This is a genomic window from Fundidesulfovibrio agrisoli (assembly GCF_022808715.1).
GTDB lineage: Bacteria > Desulfobacterota > Desulfovibrionia > Desulfovibrionales > Desulfovibrionaceae > Fundidesulfovibrio > Fundidesulfovibrio agrisoli.
Genome location: NZ_JAKZKX010000002.1, coordinates 85121 through 108466 on the forward strand (window position 1 = coordinate 85121; position 23346 = coordinate 108466).

19 protein-coding genes and 1 tRNA gene are annotated in these 23346 nt (G+C 69.0%); 14 read left to right on the forward strand and 6 right to left on the reverse strand.

What is annotated here, in order from left to right:
* The first annotated feature begins 2 nt into the window (after positions 1–2).
* Genes MLE27_RS01815 through pabB form a run of 3 tightly spaced genes read left to right on the forward strand, consistent with a single transcriptional unit; the run spans position 3 to position 4429 of the window.
* Positions 3–1679, forward strand: coding sequence for a glycoside hydrolase family 3 protein (locus tag MLE27_RS01815; RefSeq protein ID WP_243310172.1), 1677 nt, complete (start codon positions 3–5; stop codon positions 1677–1679).
* Positions 1676–2590 (forward strand): DUF1848 domain-containing protein, encoded by a 915-nt coding sequence (locus MLE27_RS01820; RefSeq protein ID WP_243310173.1) that lies wholly within the window; start codon positions 1676–1678, stop codon positions 2588–2590. Before MLE27_RS01815 ends, MLE27_RS01820 begins: the two co-directional genes overlap by 4 nt.
* A 48-nt stretch (positions 2591–2638) precedes the next feature.
* Complete coding sequence (gene pabB / locus MLE27_RS01825; protein ID WP_243310174.1) at positions 2639–4429, forward strand: aminodeoxychorismate synthase component I; 1791 nt, start codon at positions 2639–2641, stop codon at positions 4427–4429.
* 108 nt (positions 4430–4537) lie between these two features.
* On the opposite strand, the gene thyX is transcribed toward pabB, so the two are convergent.
* Genes thyX through MLE27_RS01855 form a run of 6 tightly spaced genes read right to left on the reverse strand, consistent with a single transcriptional unit; the run spans position 4538 to position 8730 of the window.
* Positions 4538–5278 (reverse strand): FAD-dependent thymidylate synthase, encoded by a 741-nt coding sequence (gene thyX, locus MLE27_RS01830; RefSeq protein WP_243310175.1) that lies wholly within the window; start codon positions 5276–5278, stop codon positions 4538–4540.
* Positions 5279–5283: 5 nt separating this feature from the next.
* Positions 5284–6261: a Holliday junction branch migration DNA helicase RuvB gene (ruvB, locus tag MLE27_RS01835; protein WP_243310176.1), complete on the reverse strand. Its 978-nt coding sequence runs from the start codon at positions 6259–6261 to the stop codon at positions 5284–5286.
* Positions 6258–6866 carry a Holliday junction branch migration protein RuvA gene (gene ruvA / locus MLE27_RS01840; RefSeq protein ID WP_243310177.1) on the reverse strand — a complete coding sequence of 203 codons (609 nt, stop codon included), beginning with the start codon at positions 6864–6866 and terminating at the stop codon, positions 6258–6260. Before ruvA ends, ruvB begins: the two co-directional genes overlap by 4 nt.
* Entirely contained in the window at positions 6863–7363 is a 501-nt protein-coding gene (gene ruvC, locus MLE27_RS01845; RefSeq protein ID WP_243310178.1) for a crossover junction endodeoxyribonuclease RuvC, read from the reverse strand. The genes ruvA and ruvC overlap by 4 nt, the downstream gene beginning before the upstream one ends.
* A 7-nt stretch (positions 7364–7370) precedes the next feature.
* Positions 7371–8117, reverse strand: coding sequence for a YebC/PmpR family DNA-binding transcriptional regulator (locus tag MLE27_RS01850; RefSeq protein WP_243310179.1), 747 nt, complete (start codon positions 8115–8117; stop codon positions 7371–7373).
* A 1-nt stretch (position 8118) separates the two neighbouring features.
* Positions 8119–8730, reverse strand: a complete 612-nt coding sequence (locus tag MLE27_RS01855; protein WP_243310180.1) for an RlmE family RNA methyltransferase — start codon at positions 8728–8730, stop codon at positions 8119–8121.
* A gap of 42 nt (positions 8731–8772) precedes the next feature.
* Here MLE27_RS01855 and MLE27_RS01860 point away from each other — a divergent pair, with 42 nt between their 5' ends.
* The 11 genes from MLE27_RS01860 (at position 8773) to MLE27_RS01910 (ending at position 23160) form a co-directional block, all read left to right on the forward strand.
* Positions 8773–10236 (forward strand): glycosyltransferase family protein, encoded by a 1464-nt coding sequence (locus MLE27_RS01860; protein WP_243310181.1) that lies wholly within the window; start codon positions 8773–8775, stop codon positions 10234–10236.
* A gap of 38 nt (positions 10237–10274) precedes the next feature.
* Positions 10275–10350, forward strand: a tRNA-Ala gene (locus MLE27_RS01865).
* Positions 10351–11280: 930 nt separating this feature from the next.
* Positions 11281–12303, forward strand: coding sequence for a molybdopterin-binding protein (locus MLE27_RS01870; RefSeq protein WP_243310352.1), 1023 nt, complete (start codon positions 11281–11283; stop codon positions 12301–12303).
* A 72-nt stretch (positions 12304–12375) separates the two neighbouring features.
* Positions 12376–15099, forward strand: coding sequence for a molybdopterin-dependent aldehyde oxidoreductase (locus MLE27_RS01875; RefSeq protein ID WP_243310182.1), 2724 nt, complete (start codon positions 12376–12378; stop codon positions 15097–15099).
* Between the two features lie 107 nt (positions 15100–15206).
* A complete protein-coding gene (locus MLE27_RS01880; protein ID WP_243310183.1) occupies positions 15207–17735 on the forward strand; it encodes a pyridine nucleotide-disulfide oxidoreductase/dicluster-binding protein in 2529 nt (842 codons plus the stop codon).
* Positions 17722–18429: a DVU_1556 family methyltransferase gene (gene trsM / locus MLE27_RS01885; RefSeq protein ID WP_243310184.1), complete on the forward strand. Its 708-nt coding sequence runs from the start codon at positions 17722–17724 to the stop codon at positions 18427–18429. The genes MLE27_RS01880 and trsM overlap by 14 nt, the downstream gene beginning before the upstream one ends.
* Complete coding sequence (locus MLE27_RS01890) at positions 18426–18875, forward strand: DVU_1555 family C-GCAxxG-C-C protein (RefSeq protein WP_243310185.1); 450 nt, start codon at positions 18426–18428, stop codon at positions 18873–18875. The genes trsM and MLE27_RS01890 overlap by 4 nt, the downstream gene beginning before the upstream one ends.
* A gap of 5 nt (positions 18876–18880) precedes the next feature.
* Positions 18881–20266, forward strand: coding sequence for a radical SAM (seleno)protein TrsS (trsS, locus tag MLE27_RS01895; protein ID WP_243310186.1), 1386 nt, complete (start codon positions 18881–18883; stop codon positions 20264–20266).
* Positions 20263–21354 (forward strand): DVU_1553 family AMP-dependent CoA ligase, encoded by a 1092-nt coding sequence (locus MLE27_RS01900; RefSeq protein WP_243310187.1) that lies wholly within the window; start codon positions 20263–20265, stop codon positions 21352–21354. Before trsS ends, MLE27_RS01900 begins: the two co-directional genes overlap by 4 nt.
* Positions 21351–22373, forward strand: a complete 1023-nt coding sequence (locus MLE27_RS01905) for an XdhC family aldehyde oxidoreductase maturation factor (protein ID WP_243310188.1) — start codon at positions 21351–21353, stop codon at positions 22371–22373. Before MLE27_RS01900 ends, MLE27_RS01905 begins: the two co-directional genes overlap by 4 nt.
* Positions 22374–22494: 121 nt before the next feature.
* Positions 22495–23160, forward strand: coding sequence for a histidine phosphatase family protein (locus tag MLE27_RS01910; protein WP_243310189.1), 666 nt, complete (start codon positions 22495–22497; stop codon positions 23158–23160).
* The last annotated feature ends 186 nt before the right edge of the window (positions 23161–23346 follow it).

The window sequence follows — 23346 nt, forward strand, 5'->3', positions numbered from 1 at the left end:
GCATGAAACTCTATCCTATCGCCCTGTTCGCGCTTGCCCTGCTCGTAGGCCCGCTCTCACCCGCTCCGGCCCGCGCGGCCGAACCGTCCCCCGACGCCCTGCTCGCCTCCATGAGCCTGGAGCAGAAGATCGGCCAGATGATGCTGGTGGCCTTCAAGGGGCCGGGCCTGTCTCCCGAAATATCCGAGATGATCCGGCAACGCGGGCTGGGCGGGGTGATCCTCTATTCCTCCTGGGGCAACGTGGAGAACGTGCAGCAGGTGGCCGCGTTGAACGCCGCGCTCCAGGCGGACGCCGCCAAAACCCCCACGGGCGTCGGCCTGTTCGTTGGCATCGACCAGGAAGGCGGCCCGGTGGTGCGCCTGCGCGAAGGCGTGACGGTCCTCCCCAGCCAGATGGCCATCGCGGCCACGGGCAACCGCGAGCACGCCCGCACCGCCGCGCGGATCATGGCCAAGGAGCTCACCGCCCTGGGCATCAACACCACCTTCTCTCCAGTGGCTGACGTCAACTCCAACCCGGCCAACCCCATCATCGGCATCCGCTCCTTCGGCTCTGACCCCAACATCGTCTCCAGGCTCACGGCGGCCACGGTGGAGGCCTACGCGCAGGCCCGGATGATCTGCACGCCCAAGCACTTCCCCGGCCACGGCGACACCTCCGTGGACTCCCACCTGGGCCTGCCCCTGAGCGGCCACGACAAGCGGACCCTGGAGCGAGTGGACTTCGCCCCCTTCGCCGCGGCCTTCGCGGCCAAGGCCCCGGCGGTGATGACCGCCCACGTGGAGGTCCCCGCGCTGGACCCGCGCCCGGACACGCCCGCGACCCTCTCCCAGCCGGTGCTGGAGGGCGTGCTGCGGCGTCAGATGCGCTTCGAGGGGCTCATCGTCACGGATTCGCTGGGCATGGGCGCGCTCTCCAAGGGCGTGGGCACCGTGCGGGCCGCCGTGCTGGCGGCCAAGGCCGGGGCGGACGTGCTGCTCTTCGGGGCGGACATCGGACACGAGCCGCAGCAGCAGATCGAGGCCTACGAGGCCCTGCTGGCCGCCGCCCGCTCCGGCGAGCTGCCCCAGGCCCGCATCGACCAGGCCGTGGGCCGCATCCTGGCCGTGAAGCAACGCTACGGCATCCTCCAGGCCGCCTCCATCGGGGACACCAGCGCCGCCGTGGCCTTCCAGGTGGGCCTCCCGGAGGACCGGCAGGCCGCCCTGGAGATCGCGCAGGACAGCATCACCCTGCTGCGCGACCGCACCCGCATGTTGCCGCTCAAGCCCTCCGACAAGGCACTGGTGCTCTGGCCGGAACGCAACGCCTTCGACCCCGTGGCCTCGCTCACGTTGCCCAAGGGGGCCGCGCTCATGCGCACATCGCGCGAGCCATCGGCCCAGGAGCTGCGGGAAGCCGCCGACGCCGCGGCGGGAATGGACAAGGTGGTGGTGTTCACCTACGACGCCACGCGCAACCAGGCCCAGCAGAACCTGGTGCGCACCATGCTGGCCATGAAACCCCAGAACGTGATCCACGTCTCCCTGGGCGGGCCTTACGACGCGGGCCTTTTCCCGGCCGCGCCCACCAGCCTGGCCACCTACGGCGACGTGCCCGTCTCCATCGAGGCCCTCTCCCGCGCCCTGGCCGGGGCCTCCCCCATGCCTGGGCGGCTGCCGGTGCGCCTGCAGTGATCGTCAGCGCCACCCGGCGCGCCGATCTGCCCGCGCACTACGCCGCGTGGTTCCTGGAGCGGGCGCGGGCCGGGTGGTGCGCCGTGCCCAACCCCTTCAACGCCCGCCAGGTGAGCCGGGTGAGCCTGGCCGCCCGGGACGTGGAGGCCGTGGTCTTCTGGACGCGCGACCCCAGGCCCATGATCCCGCATCTGGCGGAGTTGGACCGGCTGGGCCTGCCAAGCGTCTTCCAGTTCACCCTGCTGGAGTACCCCGCCTCCATCCACCCTGGCATGCTACCCCTGGCCGAGCGCATCGAAGCCTTCCGGCGGCTGGCGGGCGAAATCGGCCCGGATCGCGTGCTCTGGCGCTACGACCCCATATTGCTCTGCGCCTCGGCCGGACCGGACTACCACCTGCGCATGTTCGAGGCCCTCTGCCGGAAGCTGGAAGGATGCACCCGGCGGGTCACGGTGAGCCTGATGGAGCCCTATCGCAAGGCGCGGCGCAGGCTGGCGGCGGCAGGGGTGGACATGCTCGCCCCTGATGAGGATGCCTTGGGCGCGATGTTCAATGATATGGCGGCAATGGCGCGCGCTGTCGGCATGGAGCCCGCCTCCTGCGCGGACGAGGCCGGGCTGGATGAGCTGGGGTTCGTTCCGGGGGCCTGCATCGACGCGGCCCTCATCAAGCGATTGTTCGGAGTTGATGCGACTACGGGCAAGGACGCCAGCCAGCGCCCGGCCTGCCGCTGCGCCCCCAGCCGCGACATCGGCATGTACGACGCCTGCCAGGCGGGCTGCGCCTACTGCTACGCCACGCGGGATTTCGCCCTGGCCCGGCGCAACCGCGCCGCTCACGACCCGGCCTCGCCATCCATGCTGGGCCGGTGGGAGCCTGAAGAGGACCGCCCGCGCCTGCCCGGGATCTGAAAGGCGGCGGGCTGTACAACCACGCTTGCATTCGGCATGGTCCGCCGCATGTTCCCAGCCGACACCACGGAATCGCCGGCGCGCCCCGGGCTGGCCGTCTTCCGCAGCTTCTCGCCCTGGGGCGGCTGGTCCATGGCCTTCGATTCGCCCCGGGAGGTCATCGCCGCGCACGACGCTGCGGGCGTGCTGTCAGGCATCGAGCGCGTCCAGGCGGCCACGGAGGGAGGCGCATGGGCAGTGCTGGCCCTGGCCTACGAGGCGGCCAGCGCCTTCAATCCAGCCTTTCCCGTCAGAGACACCGCTCCTCTGCCCCTTCTCTGGGCCGCCATCTACCCCCGCCCCGCGCGATTGCCGGAAGCGGACCCGGCCTTGTCCCGGAGCGACACGCCCTGGAATATCGGCCCATGGCGGGCGGCCATCGACCCGGATGAGTACGCCGACAACATCGGCCGCATCCGCGAATACATCCGCCAAGGCGAGACATATCAGGTCAACTACACCTTTCCGCTGGAGGCCGACTTCCAGGGCGACGCCCTCTCCTGGTTCCAGGCGGCGGGCAGGGCCCAGGGCGCTCCCTGGTCCGCATACGTGGACATGGGCCGTTTCGCGCTTCTGAGCTTCTCGCCCGAGCTGTTTTTCCGGCGCAAAGGCCGCGCCATCCTGACGCGACCCATGAAAGGCACCGCCCCCAAGGGCCGCTTTCGCCAGGAGACCGTGGAAGCCATGCGCCGCCTGGCCGCCTGCCCCAAGAACAGGGCCGAGAACGTGATGATCGTGGATCTGCTGCGCAGCGACCTGGGCAGGATCGCCGTGCCGGGCGGGGTGAAGGTGGAACGGCTGTTCCAGGTGAGCGAATACCCCACGGTGCTGCAGATGACCTCCAGCGTGCGCGCGCGCCTCAAGCCCGGTACGGGCCTGGCGGACATCTTCGGCGCGCTGTTCCCCTGCGGCTCGGTCACGGGCGCGCCCAAACTGCGCACAATGGGCCTCATCGGCGAGTTGGAGCCGCACCCGCGCGGCGTCTATTGCGGGGCGCTTGGCTATGTGGGGCCGGGGGGCGACGCGGTGTTCAACGTCCCCATCCGCACCGTGCAGTTGGACCGGGAGCGCGGCAAGGCCGTGTTCCACGTGGGCAGCGGCGTCACCTTCGATTCAACCCCGGAGGGCGAATACGGGGAGTGCCTGCACAAGGCCCGCTTCCTCACCGAGCCGAGCCCGGAGGTCACCCTGCTGGAGACGCTGCTGCTGGAAAACGGCCGCCTGGCCTACCTGCGCGGGCACTTGGACCGGCTGGCCCGCAGTGCGCGGCACTTCGGCTTCGCCTTCAGGCGGGAGGCCGTGCTGACGGAACTGCGAGGAGCCGTCGCCGGGCATCCGTCGGGTTCCTGGCGGGTGAGGCTGCTGTACGGGCGCAACGGGGATACGACGGTCGAAGTCCACCACCTGGACCCCACCCCGGCGACGGTCACGCTGGGCTTCTGCCCGACGCCAGTGAACAGCGCGGATGTACGCCTCTTCCACAAGACCACTGACCGGTACATGTACGATGCAGCCCTGCGCGGCGTGACGGACGCCTGGGACATGCTGCTCTTCAACGAGCGGGGCGAACTGACGGAAAGCACGCGCGCCAACGTGGTGCTGGACGACGGCCAGCGTCTCTGGACACCGCCGGTGGAATGCGGGCTGCTCGGGGGCGTGTTCCGGGAGCGGCTGCTGGCCTCGGGGCGAGTACGGGAGCGCGTTCTGCACGCGGAGGACGTGCGCGGGGCGAAGCGGCTCTATCTGGTCAATTCCCTGCGCCGCTGGATGCCCGCCGTGCTACGCGAGCGGGACCGCTGAGGCTAACGTCGCAATTTTGAAAAACATGAATATGTTTTTCAAATTATAACCAATGGTTTTGGCGTGTTGCCTTACCAGGTCATAAAGACGAATTTCGAGGACACCACACTAAAGCCTCGCGGCCTTGGGGTCGGTGGGGTACTTGCCGCAGCAGAACTTCTCGCCCTCGGGGCAATAGCCCAGCTTCTCGCACTTGGCCCCGGCGGTGCGGAACACTTCGGGCAGCACGTAGCGGCAGAGGGTGAGCATCTTGTCGGCCAGGGCGCGGATCTCCCACTGGGCGCGACGGCAGCAGCGGTGCTCGAAGAAGTTGAACAGCGACCGGCAGTTCAGGGTGGCCACGATGCGCGTTTCGGCGGCCTGGGGCAGCACGAAGCGGGCGTCCTCCTTGGCTTTCGCGCCCTTCCCGGCGGACTCGAGCATGTCCTTCAGGTCGCGGTAGGCGCTGCCTACCTCGCCCATGAAGGCCTCGAAGCGGGCCTTGGCCTCGGGGATGGCCGCGATGGCAGGGGGCAGGATGTAATCGAAGTTGGAGGCGTCCACGTAGCGCTGGGACTGCTGGGAGTAGCTGGCGATGCGGTGGCGCACCAACTGATGGGTCAGGGCGCGGGACACGCCTTCGATGGCGAAGGTGAAGCTCACGTGCTCCACCGGGCTCACGTGGCCCGAGAGCACCACCTTGTCCACGAACTCGGCCTGCTGCTCGCGGCTGATCTCCCCGGCCATGAGCCTGGGCCACATGTCGCCCACGAAACCGGCGTGGTAGCACTGGCGGAAGGCCGCGTAGATTACGGAAAGAGGTTCGGGGGTGTGGGCCAGGAGCGTGACGTCCAGGGATTTGGCAGGCATGTAGGTCAACCCAGGAAATTGGTTTTGAGGTGCTGGTGGGCCTTGGCCGTGGCCACGCGCCCGCGCGGGGTGCGCTTTATCAGCCCGCACTGGATCAGGTAGGGCTCGTAGATGTCCTCGATGGTGCGCACTTCCTCGGAGCAGGCCACGGCCAGGGTCTTCACGCCCACGGGGCCGCCGCCGAACTGCTCGATGAGGCAACCCAGGATCTTGCGGTCCATCTGGTCCAGGCCGTGGTCGTCCACGTCCATGCGGCCCAGGGCCTGGCGGGCCAGCTCCTTGTCCACCACCGGGCAGGACTGCACCACCGCGAAGTCCCGCACGCGCCTGAGCAGCCTGCCCGCGATGCGCGGGGTGCCGCGCGAGCGTTTGCCGATCTCCAGGGCGGCCTCCGGGGTGAGCGTGACCCCGATGATGCCCGCCGCGCGGGTGACGATGGTGGAAAGCTCCCTGGGGGTGTAGAAATCCAGCCGGAAGATGACCCCGAAACGGTCCCGCAGGGGCGAGGTGAGCAGGCCCAGGCGGGTGGTGGCCCCCACCAGGGTGAAGGGCTCCAGCTCGATCTTCACGGTGCGCGCGCCCGGACCCTGGCCGATGATGAGGTCCAGCTTGAAGTCTTCCATGGCCGGGTAGAGGATCTCCTCCACGGCCGGGGGCATGCGGTGGATCTCGTCGATGAAGAGCACGTCGTGGCGGCCCAGGTTGGTCAGGATGGCCGCCAGGTCGCCCCCGCGCTCCAGCACCGGGCCGGAGGTGGTGATGAGGTTCACGCCCAGCTCCGAGGCCATGATCTGGGCCAGGGTGGTCTTGCCCAGGCCCGGAGGGCCGTAGAACAGGGTGTGGTCCAGGGCCTTGCCGCGCTCCGCCGCGCTGGAGAGGTAGACCTGCAGGTTGGCGCGCAGGTCGTCCTGCCCGATGAAGTCGGCGAGCCGTCTGGGGCGGATGGTGTCGTCGCCGCGATTATCTTGTGGGGGTGTGCTCATGCTTTCATGGCCGCGATTTTCTTGAGGCTCGTGCGGATGGCCTGGGCCACGTCCAGGTCCGGCTCGGCCTCCAGGACCTCGCGCAGCATCTGGCCCGCCTCGGCCTCCGCATATCCCAGATTCGTCAGCGCCGCCAGGGCGTCGCGGTACACGGACCCGGCCGGGGCCTTGCCCGAGGGGATGGACACGGCGGAGGAGAAGTCCGCCAAGGCGTATTTCAGCTCCAAAATCATGCGCTGGGCGCTCTTCTTGCCGATGCCCGGCACCTGGGAGAGGGCCGTGGCGTCCTCCCGGGCGGCGATGGAGGCCAGCTCGTGCACGGAAAAGCAGGAGAGCATGGAGAGCGCGGTCTTGGGCCCGAGCTTGGGGATCTCGATCATGGCCCGGAAGACCCTTCTGTCTTCGCTGGTGTCGAAGCCGAAGAGGCGCGTTCCGTCCTCTCCGGTCTGGGCGTGCACGAAGAGCGACACCTGCCCGCCCTTGCCCGGCAGGTTGGCCGCCGTGCCCGTGGAGACGGTCAGCTCGTAGCCCACGCCCGACGACGTGAGGATCAGGCAGCCCTTGTCCGTCTTCTCCAGCAGCTCGCCGCGCAGGTAGGCTATCATGGCTCCCCGGAGAGGCGCCTGAAGCGCCTCTGGTTGAGATGGCACACGGCCACGGCCAAAGCGTCCGTGGCGTCGGCGGGCATATCCTTTCGGCATGAGAGCACCTGGGCCACCATGAAGGCCACCTGCGATTTCTCGGCCCGGCCCACTCCCACCAGGCTCTTCTTGACCACCGAGGGCTCGTAGGCGTGCACCCGCAGCCCGGCCACGGAGCACCCGGCCATGGCCGCGCCGCGCGCCTGGCCCAGCTTGAGCGCGGAGGACGGATTGCGCGAGACGAACACGTCCTCCATGGCGGCCTCCTGGGGCGAGAGCCGGGCCACCAGCTCGGCCACGCCCTTGTAGATGGCCCCCAGGCGCAGGTCCATGTCGCCCAGCGACTGCACCCGGAGCACCCCGGCGTCCACCAGGGTGAGCACGCCGGACTCCTCCCGGACCACGCCCCAGCCCGTGAAGCGCGAGCCGGGGTCCAGCCCGAGAACGGTCAGCGAGGCCACGCGGCCACTAGCCCATCTCCGCCAGGAGTTCTTCGGGCAGGTCGAAGTTGGCGTGGGTCTTCTGCACGTCGTCGTAATCTTCCAGGGCGTCCAGGAGCTTGAGCAGCTTGCGCCCGGTCTCGGCGTCCACGGCCACGGTGTTCTTGGGGACCATGGTCAGCTCCGCGGAGAGGAGCTCCATCCCGGCGTACTCCAGGGCCTGGCGCACGGCGTACAGGCTCTCGGGGGCCGTGGTGACCTCCCAGTTCTCGCCGTCGCCGGAGACGTCCTCGGCGCCGGCCTCCAGGGCGGCCTCCATGACCTGGTCCTCGGCGTACTTGGCCTTATCCAGCTCGATGACGCCCTTCTTGTCGAACATCCAGCCCACGCTTCCGGCCTCGCCCAGGCTGCCGCCGTTCTTGCTCATGATGGAGCGCACGTCGGCCACGGTGCGGTTGCGGTTGTCCGTGGCGGCCTCGACCAGGATGGCCGCGCCGCCCGGGCCGTAGCCCTCATAGGTGATCTCGTCCAGGTTGCCGCCCGCCAGTTCGCCGGTGCCCTTCTTGATGGCCTGCTCGATCTTGTCCTTGGGCAGGTTCACGGCCTTTGCCGCCGCGATGGCGGAGCGCAGGCGCGCGTTGATGTTGGGGTCGCCCCCGCCCGCCTTGGCCGCCAGCATGAGCTCCTTGGTGACCTTGGTGAAAACCTTGCCCTTCTTGGCGTCCTGGGCGCCCTTGCGCACCTGGATGTTCTTCCATTTCGAATGCCCAGCCATTCTATCCTCCGGCTATGTCTGGAAGGCCCCGGAAACCGAGGCCCACGATGAACTGTTCGAAGCTCTCCGAGCGGGAGCTTTTGGGTTTGGCGGTCTTGACCTTTTCGAAGCTGCCGCGCATGGAGTCGGTGAAGGCCTTGACGTCAGGCCCCATGAATATCTTGGCGACGAAGTGGCCGCCGTGTATCAGGCAAGTCCCGGCCAATGCAAGGGCCTGCTCCACCAGCTCCAGGGAGCGGGCCTGGTCCGTTATGCGCTGCCCCGTGGTTTTGGGGGCCATGTCGCTTATGACCAGGTCGAAGGGCTTCACGGAGTCCAGCAGGGCCTTGAACTCTGGGCCGGGCTCAAGGGCGTCGGCCACCAGAAAAGTGACGTTCTCCGGGAAGGCGGTCTCGGTGGGGTTCAAATCCACCGCGATCACCCGGCCCGAAGGTCCCACCTTCTTGGCGGCGTAGAGCGTCCAGGAGCCGGGGGTGGCCCCCAGGTCCAGCACTTTCTGCCCAGGGCGCAGCAGCTTGAAGTTGCTGTCCATCTCCTGGAGCTTGTACACGGAGCGCGCGGGATAGTTTTCCTGCTTGGCTCGCTTGAAGTAGTGGTCTTGAACTTTTTTCATGGGCCTCCCCGAAAGAAGAACCTGTAGCAAGGCTCCCAACACATGCCAAGCCCTCCCCGGCGCCTGCGCCTGACGGACGAACTGGGCCAGCTGAAAACGCCCGGCACCGCGCGGGAGCTTCTCGCCGGCGCCGACTCGCCGGACTGGCTGCTGCTCGGGCTCGGGCCGGACCCGGCCGCCCTGGCTGACGAACTGCCCGCCGGGGCGCGCGTGGCCTGGATCGAATGCCCGGACTTCGAGGCCCAGGCCGGGCCGGATTGGCGGGCCGCCATCCCGCCGCACTGGACGCGCCTGGAGGGGCTGCCCTCCTCGCCCGGCGGCAATATCTCACTATCGACGTCCGGCCTGCGCCTGTTCCCGGGGTTCTGGGGTCCGCTGCTGGCCCGGCTGCGCCTGCCCTCGCCCGCCGCCGCATCACCGAAGCCCACGGTGCTCATGCCCGCCTCCTCCGGGCGGCTGCTGCGCCGCGAACTGATACTGGCCTTCAAGGCGCGGGGCTTCCGCATCCTGGAGGTACAGCCCGGGGAATTGGCGGCCGTGCTGCGCCGGGAGAGCCCTTCCCTGTTCCTGAGCGTCAATTTCGACGGCCTGGATGAGCTTGGCTTCGACTTCCACCTGCTCAGACGCGCCGGGGTGCCCGTGGCCGTCTGGTGCGTGGACAACCCCTTCCACGCCCTGAGCCGCCTGAAGGGCGTGTTCTGGCGGGACATCCATATCTTCGTCACCGACAGCTGGTTTCTGGAGCCCCTGCGCCGACACGGAGCAAATCACGCGTACCATCTGCCCTTGGCCGCCTGCCAGTCCTTCTTCGACGCGAAGCCCGATGCCCCACACCTAGAGAACAAGCTGCTCTTCGTGGGCCGCAGCGGCTTTCCCGGGCGGGACGACTTCTTCGCGGGCCTGCGCCCGCCGCAAGCGCTCTTGGATGAAGCCCTGGCCATGCTGCGCCGGGGCCAGCGGCCCGACTACGCCTGGTGGCTTGAGCGCCTGGGCTGCGAAACCCTCTGGCCCGGCAGGCAGGCCCGGCTGGCCGGGCTGGGCGCGGAGCTGTGCGGCCAGGCCTGGCGCGCCGCCGTGATCGAGGGCGCGGCAGCGGCCGGCCCTCTTTCCGTCTGTGGCGACGAGCGCTGGCCGGAGTTGGCCAGGGCCGCCTTCGAGCTGCTGCCGCCCGTGGACTACTACGGCCCCCTGGCCGGGATGTACGCCTCCTGCCGCTGCGTCGTCGGGGCCACCAGCCCCCTGTTGCCGCGCGGCCTGACCCAGCGGCACTTCGACGTGTGGGCCTCGGGCGGGCTCCTGCTCTCGGACGCCGCACCTGGGCTGGACATCTTCCCCGCCGAGCTCACGCGGGAGATCGTCTTCCGCACGCCCGCAGAAATCCCCCAGGCCCTGCGCCGCCTGGAATCGGCAGGCGAGACCCTTCGCGCGGCCTGGCGGGAGCATATCGCCGCCCGGCACATCTACGCCGCCCGGGTGGAAACCATATTGAATCACGCCGCCTCTTGACCGCCCACGCAAAAACGCTTAACTACGCTGCCTCGCACGGGGGCGTAGCTCAGCTGGGAGAGCGCAGCGTTCGCAATGCTGAGGTCGTGAGTTCGATCCTCATCGCCTCCACCAAAAGAAACAGGGCCTTACGGATCCTTCCGCAAGGCCCTGATCTTTTTTGGAAACTACATCCTGAGCGCGACCCTACAAATAGCCCCCCGTGGCCGGACTCAACCTGTCGGCTCTTTACGCTCCACGCGAAGCTATCCGAACCATCCTTCCATATCTCCCCTCCGCCAAGAGCCCATGCCCCCGCGGTCGGGTTCCTTCTCAATGGAACCATAACGTCAAGGCGACACGCCAACGGCACCGTTTCCATATCGATAATTGTGCCGCCAGCCCCGTCAGCAACGGCTGTCCCCTTTTGACCCATTCACAGCTTTCCGCTGGTTCATTATTTCTCTCCTTGCGCAACACCTCATAATTAAATGGCAAATGCAGGCATACGGCCTGCTGCCGGTCACCATTTCCCACTTTACAGGGACTTATGACCCTGTTTTCAGACCCGATCGCAGGGCACCTGCGGCCAACACACTTGAATTAAAGAATTTTATATGCGGCCCGGTTCTTGCTCTTTTTATGTGAGAGCGCTTGCATGTTATTTTTAACATATATGCACTTGTTTGATGGTGCGGCGGATGAAGAGGTGAATCCATCCATGCGATGGAACTTCATACCCCAATGGTATATCTCTCATAAACCAGGAAACAGAGTCGGCATGAATCTCTTTCGTACCCCATCCTCGATCCAGGTTTATTTTTTGTTTTCCGTGCTTCCGCTGTAAATTCCAAACCACAAAGGAATGATTTTTAAATTCTTGACTTCACATCGGACTAAAGCCATGCCCCTATATATGCCAATTTTGATATATGTCGAAAATGACACACTTTCGGGGTCAATAACCGCTCGGCCGGATACCGGGCGGGGCCCTGACGTGCGGCGTGTGGGCCTGGCGGCATCCGCCCAACTCCAAGGAGAACGTCCATGACCATGATGAAAGGCATGAAGGCCATCCCCGTCCGGGAGGCCGTGGGCACGGTCCTGGGGCACGACATCACCCGCATAGTGCCGGGTCAGTCCAAAGGTCCGGCCTACCGCAAGGGCCACGTCATCACCCGGGAGGACATCCCGGGCCTGCTCACCGTTGGCAAGGAGCACATCTACGTCTTCGACCTGAGCCTGGGCATGGTCCACGAGGACGACGCGGCCCTTCGCCTGGCGCACTGCGCCAAGGGGCGCGGCATCACGCTCTCCTCCCCTTCGGAGGGCAAGGTGACGCTGCGGGCGGCCCACGACGGCCTGCTCAAGGTGGACGCGGAGCGCCTGACCACCCTCAACACCATCCCGGACATCGTTTTCGCCACGGCCCACTCCAACCAGCAGGTGCGCGCGGGCCAGCCCGTGGCCGGAACCCGCGTGGTGCCCCTGGTCATCGAGGAGGAGAAGTTGAGCCGCGCCGAGCTGGTGCTCGAAGGCCCGCCGCTGGTGGAGGTGAAGCCCTTCCGGCCCACGCGGGTGGGCATGGTGACCACCGGCAGCGAGGTGTTCACCGGGCGCATCCAGGACGGCTTCGGCCCCGTGGTGCGCCGCAAGTTCGAGGCCCTGGGCAGCGATGTGTTCCGCCAGATCATCGTCAATGACGAGATCCCCATGTGCGTGAACGCCATCCGCGAGCTGCTGTCCCAGGGGGCGGAGATGATCGTGGTCACGGGCGGCATGTCCGTGGACCCCGACGACCAGACGCCCTCCTCCATCCGCGAGGCCGGGGGCAAGGTGGTGGGCTACGGGGCACCGGTGCTGCCCGGGGCCATGTTCCTGCTGGCCAGCATCGGCAAGGTGCCCGTGCTCGGGCTGCCCGGGTGCGTCATGTACCACAAGGCCAGCATCTTCGACCTGATCGTGCCCCGGCTCCTGGCTGGCGACACCATCGAAAAGCGCGACATCGCGGCGCTGGGCCACGGCGGGCTGTGCATGGCCTGCCCCGAGTGCCGCTATCCCATCTGTCCGTTCGGAAAAGGCCACTGATCCCGGGACGCTGGAGCGCACCCGGGCCATACGCGACACACGACCTCAACCCATGCGAGAAGGAGGCAGGGAATGATCAAGCGGAGCCTGATTATCAACGGCAAACCCCAGACCGTGGTGGTGGACCAGGAAGAGACCCTGGCCAACGTGCTGCGCAAGCAGCTCAAGCTCACCGGCACCAAGGTCGGTTGCGGCGAAGGCCAGTGCGGCGCCTGCAACGTGATCGTCAGCGGCAAGCTTACGCGCTCCTGCGTGACCAAGATGAAGCGCGTGGCCGACGGGGCCAACATCTACACCATCGAAGGCCTGGGCCAGCCCGGCAACCTGCACCCGCTGCAACTCGCCTGGATGGTGCACGGCGCGGCGCAGTGCGGTTTCTGCTCCCCCGGCTTCATCGTCTCCGCCAAGGCCCTGCTCGACGCCAACGCCGACCCCACCCGCGAGGAAGTGCGCGAGTGGTTCCAGAAGAACCGCAACGCCTGCCGCTGCACCGGCTACAAGCCCCTGGTGGACGCCGTGATGGACGCCGCCAAGGTGCTCCAGGGCAAGCTGAAGATGAGCGACCTGGCCTTCAAGCTGCCCAAGGACGGCCGCATCTGGGGCACCAACTATCCCCGCCCCTCCGCCGAGGCCAAGGTCACCGGCACCTGCGACTACGGCGCGGACCTGGGCGTGAAGATGCCCTGCGGCACCCTGAAGCTGGCCCTGGTGCAGGCCACCGTGTCCCACGCCAACATCAAGGGCATCGACACCTCCGAAGCCCTGAAGATGCCCGGCGTGCACAGCGTGCTCACCCACAAGGACGTCAAGGGCAAGAACCGCATCACCGGCCTCATCACCTTCCCCACCAACAAGGGCGACGGCTGGGACCGCCCCATCCTCTGCGACGAGAAGGTCTTCCAGTACGGCGACGCCATCGCCATCGTCTGCGCGGACACCGAGGCCCAGGCCAAGGCGGCCGCCGCCAAGGTGAAGGTCGACCTCGAGGAGCTGCCCGCCTACATGAGCGCCCCGGCGGCCATGGCAGACGACGCCATCGAGATCCACCCCGGCACCCCCAACGTCTACTTCGAGCAGAAGATCGTCAAAGGCCCGGACACCAAGCCCGTGTTCGCCTCCGCCCCCGTGGTGGTGGAGGACGACTTCTACGTGGGCCGCCAGCCCCACCTGCCCATCGAGCCGGACGTCGGCTTCGCCTACGTCAACGACGAGGGCAAGCTGGTGATCCACTCCAAGTCCATCGGCCTGCACCTGCACCTGTACATGATCGCCCCGGGCCTGGGCGTGGAAGCCGACAAGCTGGTGATGATCCAGAACCCGGCGGGCGGCACCTTCGGCTACAAGTTCAGCCCGACCATGGAAGCCCTGGTGGGCGTGGCCGCGCTGGCCACCGGCCGCCCGGTGTTCCTCTGCTACGACTACCACCAGCAGCAGACCTACACCGGCAAGCGCTCCCCGTTCTTCATGAACGTGCGCATGGCCGCTGACAAGAGCGGCAAGCTCCTGGGCATGGAGACCGACTGGTCCGTCGACCACGGCCCCTACTCCGAGTTCGGCGACCTGCTCACCCTGCGCGGCGCGCAGTTCATCGGCGCTGGCTACTCCATCCCGAGCATCCGGGGCGAGGGCCGCACCGTGTGCACCAACCACGCCTGGGGCTCGGCCTTCCGGGGCTACGGCTCCCCGCAGAGCGAGTTCGCCTCCGAAGTGCTCATGGACGAGCTGTCCGAAAAGCTCGGCATGGACCCCCTGGAGCTGCGCTACCTCAACTGCTACCGCAAGGGCGACACCACCCCCAACGGCCAGGACCCCGAGGTCTACAGCCTGCCCGAGATGATCGACAAGCTGCGCCCCAAGTACGAGGCGGCCAAAGCCAAGGCCAGGAAGGACTCCACCGCCGCGATCAAGCGCGGCGTGGGCGTCTCCCTTGGCGTGTACGGCGCGGGCCTGGACGGCCCCGACGCCTCCGAAGCTTACGTGGAGCTCAACCCCGACAACACCATCACCATCTTCAACACCTGGGAAGACCACGGCCAGGGCGCGGACATGGGCACCCTGGCCACCGCCCACGAGGCCCTGCGCCCCATGGGCGTGAAGCCCGAGCAGATCAGGCTGGTGATGAACGACACCAGCGTGGCCCCCAACTCCGGCCCGGCGGGCGGCAGCCGCTCCCAGGTCATGGTGGGCAAGGCCATCGTGGCGGGCTGCGAGCTGCTCATGGCCGGGATGCGCAAGGCCGACAAGACATACCGCACCTACGACGAAATGGTGGCCGAGAAGATCCCCACCAAGTACACCGGGCAGTGGACCGCCCCGGCCACCCACTGCGACACCAACGGCGTGGGCAACCCCTTCAGCTGCTACATGTACGGCCTGTTCATGTCCGAAGTGGCCGTTGAAGTGGCCACCGGCAAGGTGACCGTGGAGAAGATGACCCTCGTGGCGGACCTGGGCACCCTGGCCAACAAGCTCGTGGTGGACGGCCAGATGTACGGCGGCATCGCCCAGGGCATCGGCTTGGCCCTCACCGAGGACTTCGAGGACATCAAGAAACACTCCACCCTGGTGGGCGCGGGCTTCCCCTACGCCCTGCAGATCCCGGACGACATCGAGCTCATGTACGTGGAGACCCCGCGCGAGTTCGGCCCCCACGGCGCGTCCGGCTCGGGCGAGCTGCCCCTGACCTGCCCGCACGCGGCGGTCATCAACGCCATCTACAACGCCTGCGGCGTGCGCATCACCAAGCTGCCCGCCCTGCCCGAAAAGGTGCTGGCCGGGCTCAAGGCCGCGAAGTAGTATAGGCTGTGTACAGGCTCCCCGCCCAGGCGGGGAGCCTTGAACCACAAATCCAAGGCGGGGGCGGGCGGGAAACCGTCCGCTCCCGCAATACGCATGGAAGACGCATGGACCAGCAGGAATTGCGAGACTGGGAAAACCGTTGCATCCAGGAGGAGCCGCCCTACTGCCAGGCGGCCTGCCCCATCCACGTGGACGCCCGCGCCTTCATGGCCCAGATGAAGGCCGGAAACGCGGACGCCGCACGCAAGATTCTCGAAAAGACCATGCCCCTGCCCGGGGTGCTGGGCTCCATCTGCGACCACCCCTGCGAGCTGGTTTGCAAGCGGCGCGAGGCGGGCGAGCCCCTGGCCATCGGCGCGCTGGAGCGCGCCTGCGTGCGCCTGGGCAGACCCGGCCCCAAACCCCTGGTGCTTCCATCCAAGGCCGGAAAGGCGGCTGTGCTGGCCGGTGGGCCGGGCGGCGGGCTGGCGGGCCTTACCTGCGCCTGGGACCTGGCCCGCAAGGGCTACGCCGTCACCGTGTTCACGCCCGAGGAACATGTGGGCGGCAGGCTGGCCGCGCTGCCGGAGCATGAGCTCCCCGCCCTGACACTTAAACTGGAACTTGAACGTTTGCGGGGCATGGGCGTGGAGTTCCTCACCAGGCAGGATTTTTCGCCCTGGGCACTGGACACGGTGCTCACGAATTTCGACGCCGTGTTCGCCGAATACGGCGCCCCCCTCTGCCCGCCCGCCAGGGAGGACGCCGACCCGCTGACCCTCTCCGCCGGGCGCGAGAAATTATACTGCGGCGGCTGGCCCGGCCCGGACGGCAAGCCCTCCTCAATCTCCGAGGCGGCGGACGGCAGGCGCGCCGGGGCCTCCATGGACAGGACCATGTCCGGCGCGTCGCTCACGGCCTCGCGCGAGAAGGAAGGCCCCGTCCCCACGCGGCTGTTCACCTCCCTCAAGGGCGTGGAGCCAGCCCCACGCGTGGCCCCCTCCGGTGAGCACGGCCAGTACGCCGCGCCGGACGCCGCCGCCGAGGCCGCGCGCTGCCTGGACTGCCAGTGCCTGGAGTGCGTCAAGGTCTGCGCCTACCTGGAGCACTACAAGGGCTACCCCAAGAAGTACGCCCGCCAGATCTACAACAACGCGGCCATCGTGCAGGGCGTGCACCAGGCCAACACCATGATCGACTCCTGCATGCTCTGCGGGCTGTGCACCGAGGTCTGCCCGGAGCGTTTCTCCATGGCGGATTTCTGCCTGGAGGCCCGGCGGGACATGGTGGAGCGCGGCAAAATGCCGCCCTCAGCCCACGAATTCGCCCTGGAGGACATGGCCTTCAACAACAGCCCGGCCTTCCGCCTGGCCGCAAGCGAGCCCGGCGCGACGGCCAGCGCCTACGCCTTCTTCCCAGGCTGCCAGCTGGCCGCCTCCCACCCGCACCACGCGGCCTCGGTTTACGCCTTCTTGCGCTCGCGCCTCAGCGGCGGGGTGGGCCTGATGCTGCGCTGCTGCGCCATCCCCGCCAAATGGGCCGGGCGGGAGGACCTGTTCGCGCAGGCCTGCGAGGAGTTGCTGGCGGACTGGCGCTCCCTTGGCTCCCCGGAGGTCGTCACGGCCTGCTCCTCCTGCCTGGCGGTGTTCAAGGAGCGCCTGCCGGAGCTCAAGGCCCGCTCCATCTGGGAGGTCTTCGCCGAAGCGGGCGCGCCGGAACCGGCCGGGATCAAGCCCGAAGCCCCGGTGGCCCTGCACGACCCCTGCACCCTGCGCCACGACGCCCCGGCCCGCGAAGCCGTGCGCACCGTGCTGCGCGGCGCGGGCGTGCCCTTCGAGGAGCTGGAACTCACGGGCCTCTCCACCGAGTGCTGCGGCTACGGCGGGCTCATGGGCAACGCCAACCCCGATCTCGCCAGGAAGGTCGCGGCCCGGCGCGCCTCGGAGACGCCCCTGGACATGGCGGCCTCCTGCTCCATGTGCCGCGACAGGCTGGCCGCCGAGGGCAAGCGCGTCCGCCATGTTCTGGACTACCTCTTCCCCGCGCCGGATATGGCGGCCGACCCGGCAGCCAAAGGGCCGGGCTATTCCCAGCGGCACGAGAACCGCGCCCGGCTCAAGGCCGCCCTGCTGCGCGACATCTGGGGCGAGGAGCCCCCGGCCGGACCCGAAGCCCCGCAGGTGGACTACGCCCCGGGCGTGCCCGAGCTCATGGAGTCCCGGCGCATCCTGCGGGAGGACGTGCAGGCCGTGCTGGCCGAAGCCCGGCGCACGGGCAAACGCATGGTGGATCACACAACGGGCCGCTACCTGGCAGGGCATAGGCCCCGCCGGGTGCAGTACTGGGTGGAGTACGCCGAGGAGGGCGGGCGCGTCACCGTGACCCGCGCCTGGAGCCACCGCATGGAATTGACCGGCCCCACGGGCACGGCCTCGGGCGAGGCGCCCACGCAGCACGTGTACATGCCCGAATCCGGCGACTGGGCCTGCACCTGCGGGGAGCCGCTTGTTCCCGGCCCGGTGGTGGCGGGCTACCTGGGCAGCGCCTTCACCATCACCCTGCTGACCTGCGCGAAGTGCGGGCTGGAGCTGGTTCCCGAGGGCCTGGCCCTGGGCAAGATGGCCGAAGTGGAGCAACTGCTTGAGGACAAGTAGCGCCGCCGCCCCGCCCCTGTTCGAGCGGGAGGACTTCCGCGCCGTGGCCGGGCCCGCCCTGCGTCCCGGGGGCGAGGCCCTCACCGCCCGGCTGCTGGACCTGGCCCGGGAGCAAGCGCCTGGGCTGCTCGGGCCGGGCGCATCCGTGGCGGACATCGGCTGCGGCCGGGGCGCGAGCCTGCGTTTGCTGGCCGCACGCGGCTTCAGGCCCATTGGTCTGGAACCGTCGGCCGAACTGCTGAACGAAGCACGATCACTGGCACCCGAAGCTCTTTTGCTGCGGGGCCGGGCCGAGGCTGTCCCCCTGCGCGGGGGGACTTGCCAGGCCGCGCTCTGCGAGTGCGCCCTCTCCGTCACCTCCGACCCGGACGCAGCCCTGGCCGAGATGCGCCGCATCCTCGCGCCCGGCGGTCTTCTGCTGCTCTCCGACCTGTATCTGCGCCAGTCCGGGGGCGGCTGCGGCAATCCGGCCCCCGGCTGCGCCTCGGGGGCCGTCACCCGCCTGGAGCTGGAATCCCGCCTGGAGCGCGCCGGGTTCGCCCTGATCGTTTTCGAGGACCACAGCCGACTCCTGGCCGAGCTGGCCGCCCGCCTGCTCTTCGCCGGGTTCGAGCGTGCAGAGCTTGGGCTCGGCTGCCAAGGCGGGGCGCGGCCCGGCTATTTCCTGTGCATCGCCCGAAAGGAGGCCCCATGAGCCAATACATGCTGGACATCCTGCCCCTGGCCGCCAGGGGCTACTGCTGCAGCCAGATGCTGGGGCTGCTGGCGCTCCAGGCCCAGGGCGTGGAGAACCCCGGCCTCGTGCGGGCATTGGGCGGGCTGTGCCACGGCATGGGCCAGTGCGGGCGCACCTGCGGGGTGCTCACCGGCGGGGCCTGCGTGCTCGGCTACCACCTGGGCAAGGGCGCGGACCACGAGACCGCCTCGGACAAGGCCGACCTGGCCATTTCGGAATTCGTGGACTGGTTCACGGAGCGCACCGCGCCCTACGGCGGCACGGCCTGCGCCGACATCCTGGGCGAATGCTTCGACGCCAAGCCGGACATGAGCCGCTGCGCGGACCTGATCGGCGAGGCCTGGGGCCGGATACTGACCATCCTGAACGATATCGGCGTGGACCCTTCCGAGGCCAGGGAGTAGGCGGCGTGACCCAGCCCCATTACGGCGAGACGCAGAGCCTCTGCCCCGTCTGCCTCAAGCGCCTGCCCGCACGCCGGGTGCAGCGGGACGGATTCGTCCTGCTGGAGCGCGAGTGCCCGGAGCACGGCCCCGTCAGCGTGCCCGTCTGGGTGGGCGGGCCGGACATGGACTCCTGGCGGCGGCCCAAGAAGCCCTCGCCGCCCAACCCCGAAGGCGGGCGCGCGCGTGGCTGCCCCTTCGACTGCGGGCTCTGCTCCGGCCACGCCCAGCACACCTGCACCGCCCTGGTGGAGATCACCCAGCGCTGCGGCCTGGGCTGCCCGGTCTGCTTCGCCGGGGCGGGCGGGGAGGCCTCGCCCCCCGACCCCGGGCTGGGCGATCTGGAGCGCATGTTCCGGGAACTGCGGGCCAAGGCCGGGCGCTGCAACCTGCAGCTCTCCGGCGGGGAGCCCACCATGCGCGACGACCTGGAGCAGGTGGTGCGCCTGGCCGTGGCCGCCGGGTTCCCCTTCGTGCAGCTGAACACCAACGGGCTGCGCCTGGGCGGCGAGCAAGGCTACGCCGAGAAGCTGGCCGCAGCGGGGCTCTCCTCGGTGTTCCTGCAGTTCGACGGCTCGGACGAGGCCTGTACGGCCCTGCGCGGCCGCCCGTTGCTCGCGAGAAAGCTGGCGGCCATCGAGGTCTGCGCGCGCGCCGGGCTGGGCGTGGTGCTGGTGCCCACCCTGGCGCGCGGCGTCAACGAGCGCGAATGCGGCGACATCCTGCGCCTGGCGTTGTCTTTTGGGCCGACGGTGCGCGGGGTGCACTTCCAGCCCATGGCCGCCTTCGGCAGGCGACCGAACACAGGTGAGGAGCGCGGCCTGCACGGCCCCACCCTGCCCGAGGTGCTCACCGCGCTGGAGGCCCAGAGCGGCGGCCTGGTCCGCGCTCGGGACTTCCACCCCCCCGGCTGCGAGCACGCGTTGTGCTCCTTCTCAGGCACGTTCCTGCGCCGGGGAGACGGCCTGGAGCCACTGGCCGGGCAGGCGTCCTGCTGCGACACCGGCCCAGGAGCGGACCGTGAGGCCCCCGCCGCCCTGGATGGAGCCATCAAATCCCGCGCCTTCACCGCCAGGCAGTGGGCAGCCTCCCCCGCTCCGCACGGAGGGATACCGGCCGACGACTTCGACCGCTTCCTGGCCCAGTCCGGAGCGCACAACCGCTTCTCCATCTCCTGCATGGCCTTCCAGGACGCCTGGACCGTTGACCTGGAGCGCCTCCAGGGCTGCTGCATCCATGTGCTGGCCCCGGACGGGGGCCTCGTCCCCTTCTGCGCCTACAACTTGACCTCGGCGCGGGGCCGGGCGCTGCACAGGGGCCGCCAACGTGAGCACACAGGGGGGGCCGGATGATCTTCGCCCCGTCCCGCCCGGCCATGCGCAGCCCGCTGGACGCCTGGGTCTCCCTGGCCACGGGGCTGCACGGCCCCGAGCCGGACGCCCTGCGCCGCTGGCAGGCCCTGCGGCTGCTGGAGGCTGCCCGCTGGGCCAGGGAGCGCAGCCCCTTCTACGCCCGGCTGCTCAAGCACCTGCCCGACCCCATCCCGGACGACCCGGCCTGGGCCGCACGCCTGCCCTTCGTCACCACCCATGACTTGCGCGAGCACCACGAAGCCATGCTCTGCGTCTCGCAAGGCGAAGTGGAGCGCGTGGTCACGCTGAACACCTCGGGCACGACGGGCAAGCCCAAACGCCTCTTCTTCACCGGGGAGGACCTCGACGCCACCCTGGACTTCTTCCGGGTGGGCATGGCCAGTTTCACCGGCGTGGGGGACGTGGTGCTCATCCTGCTGCCCGGCCGGACGGAGCACGGGGCCGCCATGCTGCTGGCCAAGGCGTTGGCGGAGATCGGGGTGCGCCCGGTGCTCGCACCGCAGCCCTGCCCGCCGGAAGTGGCGGCCCGGCTCATCGCGGAGGAAGGCGTCACGTGCCTGGCCGCCCTGCCCTCCCAGCTTCGTGCCCTGCTGGAGCATTCTCCCGGCCCGCCACCCTGGTCTCCTGCCCCGGACCGGGCCCTGGACCGGGCCCTCCTCTCCGGCGAGCCCGTGGATGACGGCCTGCGCCAGGCCGCCGCCAAGGCCGGGATCGAGATTTTCGCCCACTACGGCCTCACGGAGACCTGCTTCGGCGGCGGCGTTGAATGCGGGGCGCACCAGGGCTACCATCTGCGCGAGGCCGACCTGCTGGTCGAGGTGGTCGAACCCGTCAGCGGCGACCCCGTGGCCAACGGCCGCCAGGGCGAGGTGGTGTTGAGCACCCTCAACCGGCGCGGCATGCCCCTGCTGCGTTACCGCACCGGGGACATGGGCCGGATGTTGCCCGGCCCCTGCGCCTGCGGCAGCCCGCTCAGGAGGCTCGGCCCCGTGGCCGGGCGGATCGTAACCGACGGGGGGGCCATCCAGGTGCTCACCCCGGAAAAAGGAACAGCGAACACGCCATGACAGACCTGCTCAAGACGCTCAGCCTCTGGCTTTCGGAAGGCAAGCCCGTCGCATCGGCCACCATCGTCACCCATGAGGGCTCCACGCCCCGCTCCGCCGGGAGCAAGATGATCGTGCGCCCGGGCGGGGAGATGTTCGGCACGGTGGGCGGCGGCCTGGTGGAGGCCAGGGTGCTCCAGGCCGCCGCCCGGGTGCTCAGCGACGGGGTGCCGGGAATCATGGATTTCGACCTCACCGGGGAACTGGCGGCCGGGGCGGACATGGTCTGCGGCGGCAAGCTGCGGGTATTCCTGGAGCGCATCGAACCCGGGGCCGAGGGCGCGCTCTACGCCGAGCTGCTGCGCAGGGTGGAGCGTGGCGAGCGCATGCTGCTGGCCGTGCCCATGGGCGGCGGGCCGCGCGCCCTGGTGCCCGCGCGCGGCGAGGCCTTGGGCGCACGGCTGCCCCAGGGGCTGCTGGAGGGCGCGCGCCAGGCCGGGAGGGACATCCGCGCCCCGGTCGTCTTTGAAGCCCTGGAGGAGCGCTGGTTCCTGGAGCCCTGGGCCGGGCCGTCGCCGCTCTACATCGCCGGGGCGGGGCACGTGTCGCGCCCCACGGCCAGGGTGGCGTCCATGACCGGGTTTCGCGTCACGGTCATGGACGACAGGCCCGAGTTCGCCAACCGGGACCGCTTCCCCGAAGCGCACGAGCTCATCGTGGAGGACATGCGCACCTGCCTGCGCAGCAAGGCGATAGGCCCGGACGCCTCCGTGGTGATCGTCACGCGGGGGCACGTGGGCGACGCCGACGTGCTGGCCCAGGCCCTGCGCACCCAGGCGGGCTACATCGGCATGATCGGCAGCCGCCGCAAGCGCGACAGCGTGTACGGCAAGCTGCGCGCCCAGGGCTTCACGGACGCCGATTTCGAGCGCGTGCGCTGCCCCATCGGGCTTGATATCGGGGCCGAGACCCCGGAGGAGATCGCTGTGAGCATCCTGGCCGAGCTCATCCAGGCCAGGGCCGCCAGGGGAGCCGCATGACAAGGCCGGCGAACCTCGGGGGGCGGGCCGCGACACGGCGATGGACTGGGCCAAGCACATACCGCATGGCAACGCCGATGAAATCCCGTGCGCGGGGAAACTCCGCGCTTCTCTCAAGACCATGGGCCTGACAGTCCACCTGCTGCGCCACGGCAAGACCGCCAGGGAGGAGCCCTGGCGCTTCCTGGGCCAGCGCGACGCCCCCCTCTCGGATGCCGGGCGGGAGCAGATGCGCCGCTGGCGCGACGAATTCTCCTGCCTGGACTTCGCCGGAGCCTGGTGCTCTGACCTGGCCCGCTGCCGGGAAAGCGCCGAACTGGTGCTGGCGGGCCGGGGACTCGCGGCCACTCCCGTGCCCGGTTTGCGGGAGATCTCGCTTGGGGAGTGGGATGGCCTGAGCGTCGAGGAGGTGCGCCGCGGCTACCCCGGCCTCTATGAGGCCCGCGGCGCGGACATCGCCGGTTTCAGGCCCCCCGGCGGCGAGAGTTTCGAGGATCTTGCGCTAAGGGCTGGCCAGGCCCTGGCCGACATCCTGCGGGAGGCGGCTGCCCGCCCGGCCGGCTGCCCCGAGGATGTTCGTTCGGGGGCGGGCAACGCCAACATCCTGCTGGTGGCCCACGCCGGGGTGAACCGCGCGCTCATCTGCGGGCTTCTGGGCCTTCCCCTGGGAAGGCTCTTCAACCTCGGCCAGGATCACGGCTGCCTGAACGTGCTGCGCTTCGGCCACGGCGAGCCGGTGCTGCATGCCCTCAACCGCCGCGCCGGTTGCGAGCGCCGCGCGACCTGAGCCGCCTTGAAACTCGCCGCGCATGACGTCCGGGGGCGCCGGAAGTCAGCCTCCCGGCGCCCCTTCAATTCATGCCGCACCTTTCTCCCCGCGAGACGTTGCCTTTTTTTCTCCCTGGCTGTTATATCCTGCCCCAAACCCGTTCGTTTGCGTGTCCCTGACGTCTGACCGCATCATGGCCGCATG